At 41.8% G+C, this 16,458-nt stretch carries 16 protein-coding genes and 3 pseudogenes; 7 read left to right on the forward strand and 12 right to left on the reverse strand.

The window, feature by feature from the left end; genetic code table 11:
* Nucleotides 1-9 precede the first annotated feature (9 nt).
* The 5 genes and pseudogenes from idi to ACSLFW_RS19850 all read right to left on the reverse strand — a co-directional run bounded on the left by idi (nt 10) and on the right by ACSLFW_RS19850 (nt 3,950).
* Nucleotides 10-537: an isopentenyl-diphosphate Delta-isomerase gene (idi, locus tag ACSLFW_RS19830; protein ID WP_436557191.1), complete on the reverse strand. Its 528-nt coding sequence runs from the start codon at nt 535-537 to the stop codon at nt 10-12.
* Nucleotides 538-636: 99 nt separating this feature from the next.
* Complete coding sequence (locus tag ACSLFW_RS19835; protein ID WP_436557192.1) at nt 637-1,107, reverse strand: hypothetical protein; 471 nt, start codon at nt 1,105-1,107, stop codon at nt 637-639.
* Nucleotides 1,108-1,111: 4 nt separating this feature from the next.
* Nucleotides 1,112-2,041 (reverse strand): annotated as a pseudogene (locus tag ACSLFW_RS19840) (NAD(P)/FAD-dependent oxidoreductase).
* A gap of 326 nt (nt 2,042-2,367) precedes the next feature.
* Nucleotides 2,368-2,673, reverse strand: coding sequence for a hypothetical protein (locus tag ACSLFW_RS19845; protein WP_436557193.1), 306 nt, complete (start codon nt 2,671-2,673; stop codon nt 2,368-2,370).
* 227 nt (nt 2,674-2,900) lie between these two features.
* Complete coding sequence (locus ACSLFW_RS19850) at nt 2,901-3,950, reverse strand: DUF2891 domain-containing protein (protein ID WP_436557194.1); 1,050 nt, start codon at nt 3,948-3,950, stop codon at nt 2,901-2,903.
* Nucleotides 3,951-4,078: 128 nt separating this feature from the next.
* Here ACSLFW_RS19850 and ACSLFW_RS19855 point away from each other — a divergent pair, with 128 nt between their 5' ends.
* Nucleotides 4,079-4,318 (forward strand): hypothetical protein, encoded by a 240-nt coding sequence (locus tag ACSLFW_RS19855; RefSeq protein ID WP_436557195.1) that lies wholly within the window; start codon nt 4,079-4,081, stop codon nt 4,316-4,318.
* A gap of 49 nt (nt 4,319-4,367) precedes the next feature.
* Here the strand turns inward: ACSLFW_RS19855 and recQ are convergent, their stop codons facing one another.
* Nucleotides 4,368-6,563 carry a DNA helicase RecQ gene (gene recQ, locus ACSLFW_RS19860; RefSeq protein ID WP_436557196.1) on the reverse strand — a complete coding sequence of 732 codons (2,196 nt, stop codon included), beginning with the start codon at nt 6,561-6,563 and terminating at the stop codon, nt 4,368-4,370.
* 86 nt (nt 6,564-6,649) lie between these two features.
* Here recQ and ACSLFW_RS19865 point away from each other — a divergent pair, with 86 nt between their 5' ends.
* The 4 genes and pseudogenes from ACSLFW_RS19865 (at nt 6,650) to lptB (ending at nt 9,613) form a co-directional block, all read left to right on the forward strand.
* Complete coding sequence (locus tag ACSLFW_RS19865) at nt 6,650-7,615, forward strand: KpsF/GutQ family sugar-phosphate isomerase (RefSeq protein WP_436557197.1); 966 nt, start codon at nt 6,650-6,652, stop codon at nt 7,613-7,615.
* Between the two features lie 4 nt (nt 7,616-7,619).
* Nucleotides 7,620-8,451: pseudogene (gene tatC, locus ACSLFW_RS19870) on the forward strand (twin-arginine translocase subunit TatC).
* The gene (locus ACSLFW_RS19875) at nt 8,426-8,779 is read left to right on the forward strand and encodes a carboxymuconolactone decarboxylase family protein (RefSeq protein ID WP_436557198.1); all 354 of its coding nucleotides are present in this window, start codon (nt 8,426-8,428) and stop codon (nt 8,777-8,779) included. Before tatC ends, ACSLFW_RS19875 begins: the two are co-directional and overlap by 26 nt.
* A 92-nt stretch (nt 8,780-8,871) precedes the next feature.
* Nucleotides 8,872-9,613 (forward strand): annotated as a pseudogene (lptB, locus tag ACSLFW_RS19880) (LPS export ABC transporter ATP-binding protein).
* Between the two features lie 2 nt (nt 9,614-9,615).
* On the opposite strand, the gene ACSLFW_RS19885 reads toward lptB, so the two are convergent.
* Together ACSLFW_RS19885 and ACSLFW_RS19890 are read right to left on the reverse strand one after the other, a co-directional pair.
* Nucleotides 9,616-10,476: a glycoside hydrolase family 25 protein gene (locus ACSLFW_RS19885; RefSeq protein ID WP_436557199.1), complete on the reverse strand. Its 861-nt coding sequence runs from the start codon at nt 10,474-10,476 to the stop codon at nt 9,616-9,618.
* Between the two features lie 11 nt (nt 10,477-10,487).
* Nucleotides 10,488-11,195, reverse strand: coding sequence for a CDP-alcohol phosphatidyltransferase family protein (locus ACSLFW_RS19890; RefSeq protein ID WP_436557200.1), 708 nt, complete (start codon nt 11,193-11,195; stop codon nt 10,488-10,490).
* 336 nt (nt 11,196-11,531) lie between these two features.
* On the opposite strand from ACSLFW_RS19890, the gene ACSLFW_RS19895 reads away from it, so the two are divergent.
* Together ACSLFW_RS19895 and ACSLFW_RS19900 are read left to right on the forward strand one after the other, a co-directional pair.
* Nucleotides 11,532-12,575, forward strand: a complete 1,044-nt coding sequence (locus tag ACSLFW_RS19895) for a PorV/PorQ family protein (protein ID WP_436557498.1) — start codon at nt 11,532-11,534, stop codon at nt 12,573-12,575.
* Between the two features lie 26 nt (nt 12,576-12,601).
* Nucleotides 12,602-13,723 (forward strand): lipoprotein N-acyltransferase Lnb domain-containing protein, encoded by a 1,122-nt coding sequence (locus ACSLFW_RS19900; protein ID WP_436557201.1) that lies wholly within the window; start codon nt 12,602-12,604, stop codon nt 13,721-13,723.
* A 50-nt stretch (nt 13,724-13,773) separates the two neighbouring features.
* Here the strand turns inward: ACSLFW_RS19900 and ACSLFW_RS19905 are convergent, their stop codons facing one another.
* The 4 genes from ACSLFW_RS19905 to ACSLFW_RS19920 all read right to left on the reverse strand — a co-directional run bounded on the left by ACSLFW_RS19905 (nt 13,774) and on the right by ACSLFW_RS19920 (nt 16,434).
* Nucleotides 13,774-14,520 (reverse strand): sugar transferase, encoded by a 747-nt coding sequence (locus ACSLFW_RS19905; RefSeq protein ID WP_436557202.1) that lies wholly within the window; start codon nt 14,518-14,520, stop codon nt 13,774-13,776.
* Nucleotides 14,517-15,164 (reverse strand): nucleoside-diphosphate sugar epimerase/dehydratase, encoded by a 648-nt coding sequence (locus tag ACSLFW_RS19910; RefSeq protein ID WP_436557203.1) that lies wholly within the window; start codon nt 15,162-15,164, stop codon nt 14,517-14,519. Before ACSLFW_RS19910 ends, ACSLFW_RS19905 begins: the two co-directional genes overlap by 4 nt.
* Before the next feature lie 86 nt (nt 15,165-15,250).
* The gene (locus ACSLFW_RS19915) at nt 15,251-16,123 is read right to left on the reverse strand and encodes an O-antigen ligase family protein (protein ID WP_436557204.1); all 873 of its coding nucleotides are present in this window, start codon (nt 16,121-16,123) and stop codon (nt 15,251-15,253) included.
* Nucleotides 16,124-16,164: 41 nt separating this feature from the next.
* Nucleotides 16,165-16,434 (reverse strand): hypothetical protein, encoded by a 270-nt coding sequence (locus tag ACSLFW_RS19920; protein ID WP_436557205.1) that lies wholly within the window; start codon nt 16,432-16,434, stop codon nt 16,165-16,167.
* Between the last annotated feature and the right edge of the window lie 24 nt (nt 16,435-16,458).

Raw genomic sequence — 16,458 nt, forward strand, 5'->3', positions numbered from 1 at the left:
AGCCTTCGACTAAAGCTTATGATCTTCGAGGAAATGATAAAACTCATCAAAAATAATCTTGAACCAAACGGTATAAATTTCGGGATGTTGCTGCATATCGCTTTTTATAGCTTCAATCGACATCCATTTCCAGCTTGCGGCTTCTTCGGCATTGATTTGCGGCCTATCATTGTAATAACCGACCATCACATGATCCAATTCGTGTTCAGTAAGCCCATTATCAAATGGCGCTTTATAGATGAAACTGAAAAGTTCTTTCAATTCGGTCTTAAAACCCATTTCTTCAAAAAGCCGGCGCGTTCCGGCTGCAATATTGCTTTCGCCTTCGCGTTGGTGGCTGCAGCAGGTATTCGTCCACAATAATGGCGAATGGTATTTTTGGGCAGCGCGTTGTTGCAGCATGATCTCATTCTTATCATTTAAAATAAAAACGGAGAACGCACGGTGCAAAAGCGCCTTTTGATGGGCTTCGAGCTTGGGCATCAGTCCGATTGGCTCATCGGATTCATTCACCAATATTACTTGTTCTTCAGTCATAACAATTTATTGCTTTTCAAAAATACGAAAAACGGATGCGCAGTTGCCAAACGGATTGAATTTATATAAAAGTTTAACGGCTGTTCAGGCAATGAAAAATTAATTGGTTAAATCTTCTGCTCTGAATGACCTGAATTCGCCGTCAGTAATAGTATATGTTGTCCCGTTAACTGTTCCGGTGAAGCCAAATGTTCCTTTGACGAAATCATTGCTTATGCTAATGATTTTTATCGTCCCGGATTCTGAATCAAAAGTTACTCCCGGTGCGATCTGGAGATAAGCCGCATAATTACCTGATCCTGTATAATGCGTGAGATTATGGTTCCCTACTGTTGGCAGAAAAGGCATATCGATAACAATCGATTGGTTAGGCGGATCACCGAAAAAAGCCGGCGCCATAATGCTGCCGCTGCTACCCGTGGCATTGGTACTCGGGTTTGGCATGTCGTAATGCTGGCCATTCATATCAAATCTGACATAGGTATTAAAACCCTCATTTGAGTCATTCCCTGAAGAGCAACCGTTCAACAAGCCCGTGATAATTAAGGCTAAAAAGATATTTTTTTTCATGCTGTTATTTATTTAATTTTTCTGCAATTTTCAATGCACATTTTTCACCATCAATAGCCGCAGAAATAATTCCGCCAGCATAACCTGCCCCTTCTCCGCAAGGATAAAGTCCTTTTACATGTAAATGTTCGAGCGAAATCGGGTCACGCGGAATCCTGACCGGTGAAGAAGTGCGGGATTCAGGCGCGTGCAAAATCGCTTCGTTGGTCAAATAACCGCGCATGGATTTACCGAATTCCGTAAAGCCTTCGCGTAAAATCTGCGTCAGGAAACCAGGAAAAACCTCACCCATTTCAACAGAAGTCGTGCCGGGAACATAAGAAGTTTTCGGGATTTCTGAAGAAACTTTGCGCTGTGTAAAATCGACCATGCGCTGCGCCGGCACTTTTTGTGTCTTTCCGGCCAATTGCCAGGCTTTTTGTTCTATATTTTTCTGGAATTCCATTCCGGCCAAAGCGCCAAATTTTGCGTATGGTTTGAAATCTTCTAACTTTAATTCAATTACGATTTCCGGAATTTGCAGTTACCTGATCTCTTTGGACGGTGACCAACCATTGGTCACTACTTCGCCCGGACTCGTTGCACAAGGCGCAATCACGCCACCCGGGCACATACAAAATGAATACATGCCGCGGCCATTGACCTGCTTTACAATCGAATATGGCGCCGGAGGTAAATATTCTCCACGATAGTCACAACTATATTGTATGCTGTCAATCAGCGACTGCGGATGTTCTGCACGAACGCCGAGCGCGAACGGTTTGGCTTCAATAAAAACTTTCTTGCGGTCAAGCAATTCGAAAATGTCGCGCGCAGAATGGCCTGTTGCCAGAATAATATGAGAAGCGGAAATCGTGTCGCCGTTTTGCGTAACAATTCCCTGTACCTGATTGCCTTTGATGATAATATCGGTGAGTTTCGTATCAAAAAGCACCTTTCCGCCGAATTCGATGATTTTTTCGCGGATGTCCTGGATGATTTGTGGTAATTTGTTGGTTCCGATATGCGGATGTGCCTCGATTAAAATTTCGTCGGAAGCGCCAAAAGCAACCAAAAGTTTCAGGATCCGGTCGACATCGCCGCGTTTTTTGGAACGTGTATATAATTTCCCGTCAGAATAAGTGCCTGCACCGCCTTCGCCAAAGCAATAATTGCTGTCTTCGTTGACGATATGGTCGCGGTTGATTGATTTTAAGTCACGACGTCGGCCGCGAACATCTTTTCCGCGTTCGATGACAATTGGTTTTAAGCCGAGTTCTATTAGCTGTAAGGCTGCGAAAAGTCCGGCCGGCCTGCTCCTATTACGATTACTTCCTGTGCGTTGCTGACGTTTTTATAATCGGGAAGTGCAATTTTCTCTTCTGTGATTTTTTCTCCTGCAAAAAAAATATTGACTTTCAGATTAATCTTTATGGCTTTTTGCCGCGCGTCGATTGACCTTTTAAGGATTGTAATGTGTTGTATTTCTAATACCGAAGTGCGTATTAACTTTGAAATGTGTTCTTTCAAAAGTATATCGTTGGCGGCGGTTTCGGGAGCGACTTGTATCAGCAATTCTTTCGGCATGGCGCAAAGGTAATTAGAAAATTAGATAATTAGCGAATGGGTCAATTAACGAATGTTACGGATAATTATAATAAATGATAATTTGCGACAGGGATAGCAACGGCAGCCCGGAGCGCCGGGCGACAAATTTTACTGACAGAAAAGAGCGACCAACGGAAGCTTTTTTATGGCTTTGGAAAATTGTTGCCCGGCGTGAGGACTATAGTGGATAGCCCGGTTGTTCGCCATTATTTCTTTTCTTCGAAAGCGTGCAACGCAAATGACGCCAGCCAGTGTTCACCTTCATAATTGCCATCGACAACTGCCGGAAGTGAAAACGAAAAATGATAATCTGCTATCGCTTTTAAATGCGAAAATTGCTTTGGATACTGATTAATCAAATGATAAAGATTCCACGCCCGGCTGAAATTGAGTCCGTCAAGGTGCACCAAATGACCATCGGTGCGGTCGGAAACTTTTGCAGCTTCCCATTTGAGTTTTTTATCAAAAAGTTCGGGCGCGAATTTTTTAAGCCATGAAATAAAAGACTTTTCATCGAGTACGCGCTGCATGATGGCCATTTCTTCGAGGCATGGCGAAAGGAAATCAGTGCCGCTTGGTTCCCAGTTGAACGGGCAATTCTCATCTTTTTGAAACAATCTGATGGCGTTTTCGCGAATGCTTTTCTGAAATGCAATATTGTTGGAATGAATGGCATAATCCCAGGCGAATGTGAGTCCGAATGCGGTGTTCGGGTGCATGCCCATTCTCACCGGATATAATAATTTGGGCAGGAATTCAGTATAACGCTGAATGATGATGTTCGATAACGGCTGAAGGTTTTTGGCCATTTCCTGTGCGAAAGGCGCGTTGAAAGTGTCGAGTTCGAGCTGCAATTTTAAAATCCACGCCCAGCCGTAAGTGCGCTCGAAAGAATTTTCGTGTTTTTTAGAAAGATAATCGACTTCCTTTTGGATATTTTCTTTGGAGAGGTTGGTTTTGAGTTTCCGGATGATTTCGTCTTTCTTATCCAGATTTGGGAATTTCTTCAGCAGGTAAATCAAACTCCAATGCCCATGAACGGAGGAATGCCAGTCGAAACAGCCGTAAAATGCCGGATGCAGTTCTTTCGGCGATTGGATTTCGGTACTGTCGATGAGCATTTGCCCGAGTTTGTTAGGATATTCCTGTTGCAGGCATTTTATGGGTAAAGTGGCAAGGTGATTGGCTTGCTGGAGCGTTAATTCTTGTGAAAATACGATTTGGAAAAACAACAGAAAAATAAATATTCTTTTCATTGGGATGATTTTCTCAAAAATAAACAAATGGTCACAGATATGCAGATTAATTTCTCAAAATTCAACTATAAAATCTGTGAATCTGCGGGCTTAAACTTTGTAACTTTGTGCCTTTGTAACTTTTTAACATGCGCCAAATAAAACTCATCTGGGATTTTCGCAGACCGGCATCAGCCAAAACCGCTGAGCACCATGAAATCCATCTGAAAGAATATGTAATTTCAGAGAAATTGCCTTTGAATATCACCGGGTTCGAAACTTTCGGAGAAATGCATGCGATTGCATTTATGGTCGTGACGGATGATTTTATGATTGCTGTCCGGGATGCTTTGCGACCGCACCGGGGTGAGGTGTTCGGTGGTCAGTAATCAGTGTTCGGGTGGCAATGACTGATCACTGAATACCGAATACTGAACACTAATTCGCCACTTCGCTGATGAATTTGATCCGCATCAAACGCAGTTCATCAATATCATAATCGCCGTCGAATTCCTTAAGCGCGTCTTCGATTTTATCGGTTTCAGAATCCATGAAATAATCGTAAATTTCTTCCTGCTGGTCTTCGTCGAGCATTTCGTCAACCCAGTATTTGATGTTGAGTTTGGTACCGGAATATACGATTTGCTCCATTTCTTTCAGCAGTAAATCCATTGTGAGGCCTTTCGCGGAAGCGATATCATCAAGCGATAATTTACGGTCAATATTCTGAATGATATACAATTTGTTGGCTGAATTCGCGCCTGTTGATTTTACGACCAGATCATCCGGGCGCGTGATATCATTATCTTCAACATAGCGGTTGATGAGTTCAACGAATTCTTTGCCGTATTTTTTGGCCTTTCCTTCGCCAACACCATGAACGTTGCTTAATTCATCAATTGAAATCGGATATTTGAGCGCCATATCTTCGAGAGAAGGATCCTGAAACACGACGAATGGCGGCACGCCAAGTTTCTTCGCAACTTTCTTGCGCAAATCACGCAGCATCGCCATCAACGCTTCGTCAGCAACGCCCGTTGATTTTGCGGCGGTAACAATTGATTCATCTTCGGCCTCGCTGTATTCGTGGTCTTCAGACATCATGAAAGAAGTCGGGTTGTCAAGGTAATCGAGTCCTTTTTCGGTGACTTTAAGTATGCCGTAAGTTTCGATGTCTTTTGACAGAAGGCCTTCTACGAGGATTTGGCGAATTAATGCCATCCAATAACGTTCATCGAAAGTCTCCCCTGAACCGAAGAAATTCTGGGCATCAGTGCGGTGTGCTTTGATAACAGCGTTGACTTTCCCGATAAGCGTAAATATAATTTCTTTTGATTTGTATAAATGCCGCGTGTCACGCACCACTTTCAAAAGCTGCACGACCTGGTCTTTGGCTTCTATTTTTGTTTTTGGATTTCGTACATTGTCGTCCATATCTGCACCTTCGCCATTTTCGCTGTCGAATTCTTCGCCGAAATAATGCAGCAGGAATTTCCTGCGCGACATTGAAGTTTCGGCATAAGCAACAACTTCCTGTAACAATGCAAACCCGATTTCCTGCTCGGCAACAGGTTTTCCTGACATGAACTTTTCGAGTTTTTCAACGTCTTTATACGAATAATACGCCAGGCAATAACCTTCTCCGCCATCGCGCCCTGCCCTGCCCGTTTCCTGGTAATAGCTTTCGAGCGATTTCGGGATGTCGTGGTGGATGACGAAACGAACGTCTGGTTTGTCGATGCCCATTCCGAAAGCGATCGTAGCGACAACCACTTCAACATCTTCCATAAGGAACATGTCCTGATGTTTGGCGCGGGTTTTGGCGTCTAATCCGGCGTGGTAGGGAACGGCACTGATGCCATTCACCTGTAAAACCTGCGCAATCGCTTCTACTTTTTTGCGGCTCAGGCAATATATGATTCCGGATTTTCCTTTGTGTTGCTTGATAAAACGAATGATATCGGACTCGACATTTTTGGTTTTCGTGCGCACCTCATAAAAAAGATTCGGACGGTTGAATGACGCTTTGAACGTATTCGCATTCGCCATGTCGAGGTTTTTCAGGATATCTTCCTGCACTTTCGGCGTTGCGGTTGCGGTCAATCCGATGATCGGCACATCGCCCAATTGCTTGATGATGTGGCGTAAATTGCGGTATTCCGGACGAAAATCATGACCCCATTCAGAAATACAATGCGCTTCGTCAATCGCCACAAACGAAAGCGGCACATTCTTTAAAAAAGCGACATATTCTTCTTTGGTAAGCGATTCAGGCGCAACATATAAAAGTTTGGTCAGTCCCGACGTGATGTCTTTCTTGACCCTGTTGATTTCAGTTTTGGTAAGTGAGGAATTGAGTACGTGCGCGATGCCGTCAACATGCGACAAACTCCGAATCGCATCGACCTGATTTTTCATCAGTGCAATCAAAGGTGAAACAACGATCGCCGTTCCTTCCTGGATCAATGCGGGCAACTGGTAACAAAGTGATTTTCCGCCGCCGGTCGGCATGATTACGAAAGTATTATTTCCACTGATAATACTTTTAACAACCGTCTCCTGCAAGCCTTTAAATTGGTTGAAACCAAAATATTTCTTTAATTCTTTGTGGATATCGATTTCGCTTGAATTCATTCTTTTTTCGGGGGATTTTACATAAATTTGCAAAACATAAAGATACACATTTCTTTAATAAATACAAACTTTACACCATAACTGTTTTGACGCACCAAGAAAATATCCTTGCCCTTGCCAGAAAGACTATTCTTACAGAAAGTGAGGCGATTAGCAATCTTGCCAATCTTTTAAACGATGATTTCACATCCGCAGTCGACATTATTTACAAGGCTTCGGGAAGATTAATCGTTACCGGAATCGGGAAAAGCGCCATCATCGCACAGAAAATCGTCGCGACAATGAATTCTACCGGAACGCCGTCGATGTTTCTACATGCTTCAGAAGCGATTCACGGCGATTTAGGAATGGTACAGCCCGGCGATGTTGTCATCTGCATTTCCAAAAGCGGCAACAGCCCCGAGATTAAAGTTTTGGTTCCAATCCTGAAACGTTTTGGCAACGTACTTATCGGTATGACCGGAAATGTGACTTCATTCCTTGCAAAAGGCTCAGATTATGTTTTGGATACTACTGTTGCGACAGAAGCGTGTCCGTTAAATCTTGCACCAACCAGCAGCACTACTGCACAATTGGTAATGGGAGACGCTTTAGCGGTTTGCCTCATGGAGCTTCGCGATTTCAAAAGTGAAGATTTTGCGAAATACCACCCCGGCGGCGCACTCGGCAAAAAATTACTGCTGCGTGTTAAAGATATGTTAGAAAACAATCATATGCCGATGGTCGTGCCTGATGCTCCGATTAAAAAAGTTATCTTTGAGATATCTGAGAAGCGTTTAGGCGTTACGGCAGTAATTGAAAACGGAAAAATCCTCGGTATCATTACCGATGGCGATATCCGAAGGATGCTCAATGACCGCGACACTTTTGCAGATTTAACAGCGAAAGATATTATGACAAAAAGTCCAAAAATGATACAATCTTCAGACATGGTCGTTGACGCGTTCAACATCATGGAAGATTTCTCGATTACACAGTTGGTTGTTGCCGACAACGGAGCATACAAAGGAATCCTCCACCTCCACGATATTTTAAAAGAAGGAATAGTTTAGTGGTATGGCCGAAAAGAAAAATCCTTCCGAAATGTCGTTCATGGACGATCTTGAAGATCTCAGGTGGTTATTAATCAGAAGTACGATTGCTATTATTGTCATGGCCTGCGTGGCGTGGCATTTTGACGATTTCGTATTCAATACTGTTATCTTCGGACCGAAAGATCCCAATTTTGTTACGTATGACTTTTTCTGTAAAGTAGCCAAATTCTTTGGTGAGGAAGGTTCATGTGCTACAGAATTCGCGTTTACGATTCAAAGTACGGAAGTCGGCGGCCAGTTTGATTTTTATATGTGGACGTGCATCTGGCAGGTTTTATCGCCGCCTTTCCTTACATCCTTTGGGAAATCTGGAAATTCATCCGTCCGGCATTGTACGAAAAGAACGCAAGAACGCGCGCAGCTTTATCCTTGTGTCGTCATTATTATTCTTCATAGGCGTGATGTTTGGGTATTTTATCATCATTCCGCTTTCGGTGAATTTCTTCGGGACATTTTCTGCAAGTAATCTCATAGAAAACCGTTTCAGTATCGCCTCATATACATCGATGATTAAGACTTCGGCTTTGGTTTCGGGACTCGTATTTGAATTGCCGATTATCATTTATTTCCTGTCAAGACTCGGATTGGTAACGCCCGAATTCCTTCGCAAATACAGAAAAGCATCCATCGTAATTATCCTTATAATCGCTGCAATCGTAACACCTCCGGATGTTTCTGCACAGGTAATTGTTTCGATTCCGATACTTGTTTTATATGAAGCAAGTATCCTGATTTCGGCAGTTGTAGTAAAAAATAGAAAGAAAAAAGATGAGCAAATTAGTGCAGGAGTTTAATGATTATCGTTCGAAAATGAACGAAAAATTACTCTCAGACAACAACAAAGTAATCAAACGCATTTTCAATCTCGATACCAACGCTTACGCGGAAGGCGCGCTCGATGTAAAAACAAAAGAGCTGCTCGGACTGGTCGCTTCGACAGTTTTAAGATGCGACGATTGCGTGAAATACCATCTGGAAACCAGCTACAAAGAAGGTGTCACGAAAGAAGAAATGATGGAAGCAATGGGCATTGCAACGCTCGTTGGCGGGACTATCGTAATTCCGCATTTGCGCCGCGCTTACGAATTTTGGGAAGCATTAGAAGAAAATGAATCAATTTGAAATTAGCGAATGCCAATCTTTATCGATAAATTTCGTTATAATTGTAACCATTCGCTAATTCGCTAATCATCTCATTCGCTAATTAAAAAAATATGATCTTAAGAGCCGAAAATTTAGTCAAAACCTACAAAGGCAGAAGTGTCGTAAAAGGCATTTCCGTAGAAGTAAATCAAGGAGAAATCGTTGGATTATTATGGCCAACGGCGCCGGAAAAACAACTTCTTTCTACATGATCGTAGGATTGGTAAAACCCAACAGCGGCACAATTTATCTTGACGACACTGAGATCACGGATTTCCCGATGTATAAAAGAGCGCAATATGGCATCGGCTATTTAGCGCAGGAAGCTTCGGTTTTCAGGAAATTAAGCATCGAAGACAATATCTTAAGTGTATTGCAATTGACGAAACTTACCAAAGACGAACAAATCGCCAAAATGGAATCGTTGATAGCGGAATTCAGTTTAGAGCACATCCGTACTAACCGCGGAGATTTGCTTTCAGGTGGCGAAAGACGCCGTACGGAAATCGCACGTGCACTCGCAACCGACCCGAAATTTATTTTGCTCGATGAGCCGTTCGCTGGCGTTGACCCTGTTGCAGTTGAAGACATCCAGAGAATCGTTGCACAGCTCAAAAACAAAAACATCGGTATCCTGATTACCGACCACAACGTTCAGGAAACACTGGCGATTACAGATAAAACCTATCTGATGTTCGAAGGCGGTATCCTGAAAGCCGGTATTCCCGAGGAATTGGTTCAGGACGAAATGGTGAGAAGGGTTTATCTCGGCAGAATTTCGAGCTGCGCAAAAAGAAAATCGATTTTAACTAGCCTTAATTTCCAACGGTCAGGTAATGCAATTCTTTGGCATCGCCATTGAAAATATTTACGTCAACGCTTCCGCCAATTCCTCCAACAGAAGCCCTTTCGGTGAATTGCCAGAAAAGCCATTTGTCTTTGATCTCATCAATTGAAAGGTTGTAATTCGCAATCCAAAATGGGTAATCATCGCCAAATTCTTCGTGCAGGAAATCTTCATAATATTTTTCTCCCGTATAAATGATTGGTTTTACGCCATAGTACAATTCGACTTTATTGAGCCATCTTTTTAGGCCGACTTTCAGGCTGTCGAGCGACTGTTCTTCGGGTAATTTTTCAATGTCGAGCACTGGTGGCAAATCGCCTTTACGGAGTTTTACAGTTTTGATGAAAAGTTCCGCCTGCGCAATCGAGTTTTCGTTCGGACGGTAATAATGGTAAGCGCCGCGTATGAGGTTTTGCTTTTTCGCCGCCGCCCAATTTTCCCTGAAATAATTGTCAGGCCTGTCGTTTCCGGCCGTCGCACGGATGAAGACATAATCGATCGGGTAGGCTTTGGAAATATTTTTCACCGAATCCCATTTGATTTTCCCCTGGTATTCGGAAACATCAATTCCGATGAGTTTTCCATTGCTTTTAAGAAGAATATTCTGAATTCGTAAGTCGGCGAGTTTCTTGTCCTGTGCTTCTTCCCTGAGCATTTTATCAGTTTTGAAGCTGAAATAATAGGCGAGATTTTCGCGATAAATGTATCCGATAAGTCCAATGAATGCGAAAATCAGCAATGCAATCGCGAAATTTCGCAGCCATTTCGGCATTGTACTTTTCTTTTTCGGACTGCGCCTTACAGGTTTTCTTGTAGTAATTTTCGCCATGAAATTGAAAACTACTTTTTAAGGAATTTATTATTGATGACCGACATCAGGATGTAAGTAATAATCACAAGTGGTAATCCGAGGTATTGGAAAATTACGAGAAGTAAGATTGAAATCGCCAAAAATACGACTTGTAAAGCATTTTCCTTGAAACTGAATTTCTTAATTTTCAACGAAAAAAGCGGAATTTCAGCATTCAAAATGTAAGCACTGAATAAAGTAATCGCGAGTAAAACCCATTGATTCGTCAATAATTCCAAAACCATTAACGAATCAAAATTTACTTTCACCAAAGGCAAACTCAATATAAAAAGTGCATTGGCCGGCGTTGGCAATCCGATAAATGAATCAGTCTGGCGCGTATCGATATTGAAATTCGCCAATCGGTAACACGAACCTAAAGTGACGATAAATCCAAGTAGCGGAAAATACGAATCATCAGGCATTTCTGAAGAAGATTTGAGCATAAAATACATCACACTCCCGGGAACGACACCACTTGTCACCATATCCGCCAGTGAATCCAGTTGCAAGCCAAGCGGGCTCGAAACCTTAAACAATCTTGCAAAAAACCCGTCAAAAAAGTCAAGAAAAATACCAAGGCATACAAAATAAAAAGCCATTTCGAAATCACGCGCAAAAGCAAAAGTTACGGCAATGCAGCCACAAAAAAGATTGCCCAGCGTGATGGTATTCGGAATGTGCTTTTTGATATCCATTTTTATAAATTTTGAAAAACAAATTTAGCACAATAACTTAAAGCTGCGCGCGTTTTTTAGTAGAGATTTAACCGATTTAATCCTTTGCCGTTATTTAATACGTACATAAGGGAAACCTCGGTAAAAAATTTATATTTTTGACGAAAATTTAAAATTCAGAAAAATATTCTTGAACCAATAAGATATCAAGAGAATTAAGGTTTTATGCCTAAAATTCCAGACGCTTCTTTTAAGAATGACTTAATGAATCTAAATCTCTTAATGGTTTAAAAAATATTCGAATACGGTGAAAGCCATAAAAAAACTGCCTTGAAAAAACTTGCGCTTGCTGCCTTACTGTTTGGTTTTACTGTTGCTCAGAGCCAGTCGATAAGGAAATATTCCAACGAATTCATGAATATCGGTGTCGATGCGGCCGCTTTGGGAATGTCCAATGCCGTAACCGCAAGTACATTCGATGTGAATTCAGGTTATTGGAATCCGGCAGGTCTTGTGCATCTCGAAGACAGCCAGGTGTCGCTCATGCACGCGAGTTATTTCGCCAATATCGCCCAATATGATTACGTCGCTTACGCAAAACCCATCGATGACCGCAGTGCTTATGGCGTTTCGCTGATCCGTTTTGGTGTGGATGACATCTTGAATACGACCGAACTGATTGACGCAGAAGGCAATATCGATTACAACCGCATCAGCTTATTTTCTACAGCTGATTACGGATTGACATTTTCTTATGCCAGAAGACTTCCCGTTCCCGGATTTCAATATGGCGTGAATGCGAAAGTCATCCGCCGCGTGATTGGGAAATTTGCGAGTTCGTGGGGTTTTGGTTTTGATTTCGGATTGCAATTCGAGCGCAATGACTGGAAATACGGATTGATGCTGCGCGATATCACGACAACCTATAACGTCTGGATGATTGACGAAGATGAGTTCAAGAAAATCTCTGGTGCGATTCCGGGAGAAAATCAGGAATTACCTGAGAGTACTGAAATCACGCTCCCGAAAGTACAATTCGGCATTTCGAAAAAATTTGAATTCCACAACGACAGCAGTTTATTGGCGGCCGGAAACCTCAACATGCGTTTTGAACAGACCAACGATATCATTTCCGGAAAAGGTTTCAGCGTTGATCCCGCACTTGGCTTTGAATATGGTTATACCGATTTGGTTTTCGTGCGTGCCGGTGTTGGGAATTTTCAGAATATTACACAGATTGACGATACGAAAAAAGTCGGTTTTCAGCCCAATATCGGACTCGGATTCAAATACCGCGGCATTCAGGTTGATTATGCACTGACTGATTTGGGCGATCAAAGTGCGGCTTTGTACTCGAATATCTTTTCGCTTAAAATCGATTTGAGCATTTTCAGGAGGTAAATTCCAATTTCAAAAAATCAATTCAAATGCTTAGAAAACTACTTTTATTCTTATTGATTTTTATCGGCATAAATGGTTTTAGCCAGCAAAGAATCTTATCTGAAAATGCTTTTGTAAGTGTTCTGACCGCTGATACGGGCAATGAATTGTATTCGCTCTTCGGTCATACTGCCATCCGCGTGAGCGACCCGATTAACGGTATTGACGTAGTTTTCAATTATGGGACTTTTGATTTTCGCACACCCAATTTCTACTTGAAATTTGTCAAAGGCGATTTGCAGTATTTCGTTTCTACAAGCACTTATGAAGGTTTCGTCGAGGAATACATTTATGAAAATCGTGGTGTTTACGAACAAAAACTCAATCTGACACAGGCGCAGAAACAGGAAATTTTCAATCACCTTGTGGCGGTTTTATCTTCTGAAGAAAAATATTACACTTATAAATTCATCGACAGGAATTGCACCACAATGGTCGTTGAACAGGTTGAAAGTACCATTAAAAACAAAATATCACTCAAGGTAAAAGATGCAGGAAATGCAAATCGACGGATTTTGTATGGTTACCTTCACGAGCATTTTTATGAAAATCTCGGTATCAACATTATGTTTGGCTGCAAGACCGATAAGGATTTGTACAATCTGTACTTGCCTTTGCAGTTTTTGGAAAGCATCAAAATCACTAAAAATAGTGTTACCGGACAGCCGCTGACTACTGAAACGGCAACTGTGAACCCGAAAAATAATGGTGCCACACCTTTCTCGTTCCGGAACAGTTTTTATTCCTATTTGCTCGTAATTATTATAATCGCATTGGCTAACAAAAGAGTAGTTTACCTGACATGGCTGGTCATTTGTGCATTATTGGGCATCTTTTTATTCTGGGCAGGATTTTATTCGCTTCATGAAGAATTGTCCTGCAATTATAATGTAATGTTGTTCAATCCGTTGTTGTTGGTTCTGGTAGTTTTCGTTTTGGCACGAAACAGAAAATGGGCATTAATTACGGCTTACACCTGTGCAGCAATTTTATTGGCTTACTTACTTTTCTTACTCAATAAAGTACAATTGCTGATGTTCCTTCCGTTTATTGGATTGAACGCTTTGATTTTGTGGAGGATTTTGAAAAAAGTAAAAAATAGCCATTGATTTCGCATCGAATTCATTCGCTAATTAGCTGATTTTCTCATTCGCTAATTCTACTGTCCGCGATAGAACAAAACAGTACTGAACGTCTTCACCATAATATTCAGATCAAGAAAAACGCTGCGGTGCTTGATATAATACAAATCATATTGCAATTTGATGAGGCTGTCGTCCATCGTTTCACCGTAGGCATAATTGACCTGCGCCCAACCTGTTAATCCGGGTTTTATGACGTGGCGGGTTTCGTAGAAAGGCATTAATTCTGCGAGTTCATTTACGAAAACCGGTCGTTCAGGCCTTCGTCCGATGAAGCCCATTTCGCCTTTGAGGATGTTGATGAACTGCGGAATTTCATCGATTCGTGTCTTGCGCAACAATTTCCCGAAAGGGTTCACTCTCGAATCATTTACGATTGTAAAAACGGCACCGTTTCTTTCGGCATTTTCAACCATGGTGCGGAATTTAAAAATCTTAAACGGGATACCATTTTTTCCAACCCTTTCCTGTGTATAAAAAAGACGGCCGCGGTTGCCGAAAAGATTCCCGATAAATATAAAAGGTATTAAAAGTATGCCGACTGTCAGGCCAGAAAGCGAAAGCGATAATTCCAAAACCTTTACAATCATCAGATACAGTTTATTCTGATTGCTTCGGCTGAATGGAAAATAACGATAAAAATCTTCATCAAAATGCGCTATCGGAATGCGTTGCGTAATTTGCTCATAGACCTGTGTATATTCCCGGATAATAAAGCCATTTTCAAGCAAATGCAATAGCTGGTTGTAAAGCGGCACCGTCATTTTTGCTTTTTTTGGGAAGCGATGACGATTTCTGAAACGGAATTGCGGGTTACGAAATCCTTGAGTTCACCCACATTTACATTCTTTATATTCTTGTATTGAAAATGATCTGCACTCAGGTCGCTATTGAGGAATCCGACAATGCGATAATGCGGATCGACATTTTGCAGTCCTTCGACCAATTCAGCTATTTCATCGTTATCGCAGACAATAATCGCTTTTTTTTCGAATCGATGCGAAGCCAGGAATTTTTGGTAGAGAATGCGCCAAAAGAACAATCCTCCCAAAATGGCTATGAAAAAGTAAAAAATCTGCAGCCTGCTGAGTGGCAGTAACGGCGTGAAAATAGGCGTAAGCAAATAAAACAAAACAGTAGTGCAGGCCGTTAAAACAATACTTCTGATGATCTGGAACTGGTTGCTCGCTACCTGAAGGTTGTACATTTCAAATACGGTTCCGAGTAAATTGATGTAAAGTCCGAGTACTAAAATCCAATAAATATTATTGCTGGAAAAATTAAGATACCTGAATTCCAAAAGATTATCAACACCGTACAGGAAAATAAAAACAAATATCACGTCAAATATCCTGAGGAGTATCTTTCTCTCAGAAATTTCAAAGTGAATTTTATTTTTTGAGGACATTTGTAGGGTTTGGGCATTGCAATTTAGCAAAATCAATTGGATTTGCAGAAAAAGCGCCAATTATTATCCCAAAAACAACATTGCAATCAGGCTTCTTTTGCTACAGCCGGCGGCTTTACAATGTAAACTTTCAATAAGGAAAGCGAGTATATGAAAGAAGGCGCGGCAATACGCATCGCGGCATGATTGATCGTCAGCAGCCAGAAGAATAATATCGGGAACATAAAAAAGTTTTCCCGATTGTCGAGGTGCAGGAATATTGGTGTTACAAATAAAATCAGGAGCATTAATATGCCTAGTGAGCCATGTTCGGCCAGCAATCGCGTCAATTCATTGTGCGAAGCCGCGTTGATGCCGGTTTCCTGCTCACGGATTTCGATAGATTTTCCCACGCCTACGCCAAAAATCGGGTTTTCGTAGAATAACTTTAATTCGGTTCCGATCAGTTCGCCCCGGCCTGTTAGCTTACTTTCTTTGACCCTTCCGGCCGCATCCTGATTGGAATAGCGGTTTCCGATGAGTCCGTTGGTTTGCATGAGACTGTAATACCATAACAGCCCCGCACAAATCACAATTGCAATCATAAAATAATTCAGCTTGACTTTTGCCCTGTAGTTGAATCTTGTGTAAATACTTCCAAAAAATAAAAAAATCATAAAGATTGCGGTATAAACCCCGCCTCTCGAAAAAGTTACAATCGCCCGAAAACTAATTATGGCTGCAAGCGCCAGATTGACCAATAACGTATTGATATTTTTGGATTGCATGATACTCCGCGAAACAAAGACAAAAATCCCCAATCCAAGCAATGTTGACACCTGATTCGGACCAAAACCACCGGATGTTTCGCCATTTGAATCGGTTCCCGTTACCACATCTCTGACACTTGGATTATACAATATCAAATAAGTTGTCATACTGATTATCGGCATCGCGACCGCCAGTAAAATGGAATTCATTTGCTGGTAGCTGATCTTTCGCTGGTAGGTATATAACGATGCTATGCCGAGGCAAATCGGCCGGAAATGGTAAAGGAAATGATTTTACGGTCTTCGGTTGAGGCGTCCAGTACGAAAACTGCGATGATAACACTCGGAATCAACAGCAGCAGGTAAACCCAATACGGAATTGCATTCTTTGAAAATCCGCTGTAAAACATCCCAATCAGGATAATGAGCACGACGCCGTATTTCGAAAATTCATAAATCGGCACGCCGTCGGTGGTTCGTAAAAGCACTTCACTTCCCGTTATATAAGCCGCAACGAGCAATACTTCGTGGTTGCGGTTTTGCTT

It is taken from the genome of Flavobacterium sp. 3HN19-14, assembly GCF_051373205.1.
GTDB lineage: Bacteria > Bacteroidota > Bacteroidia > Flavobacteriales > Flavobacteriaceae > Flavobacterium.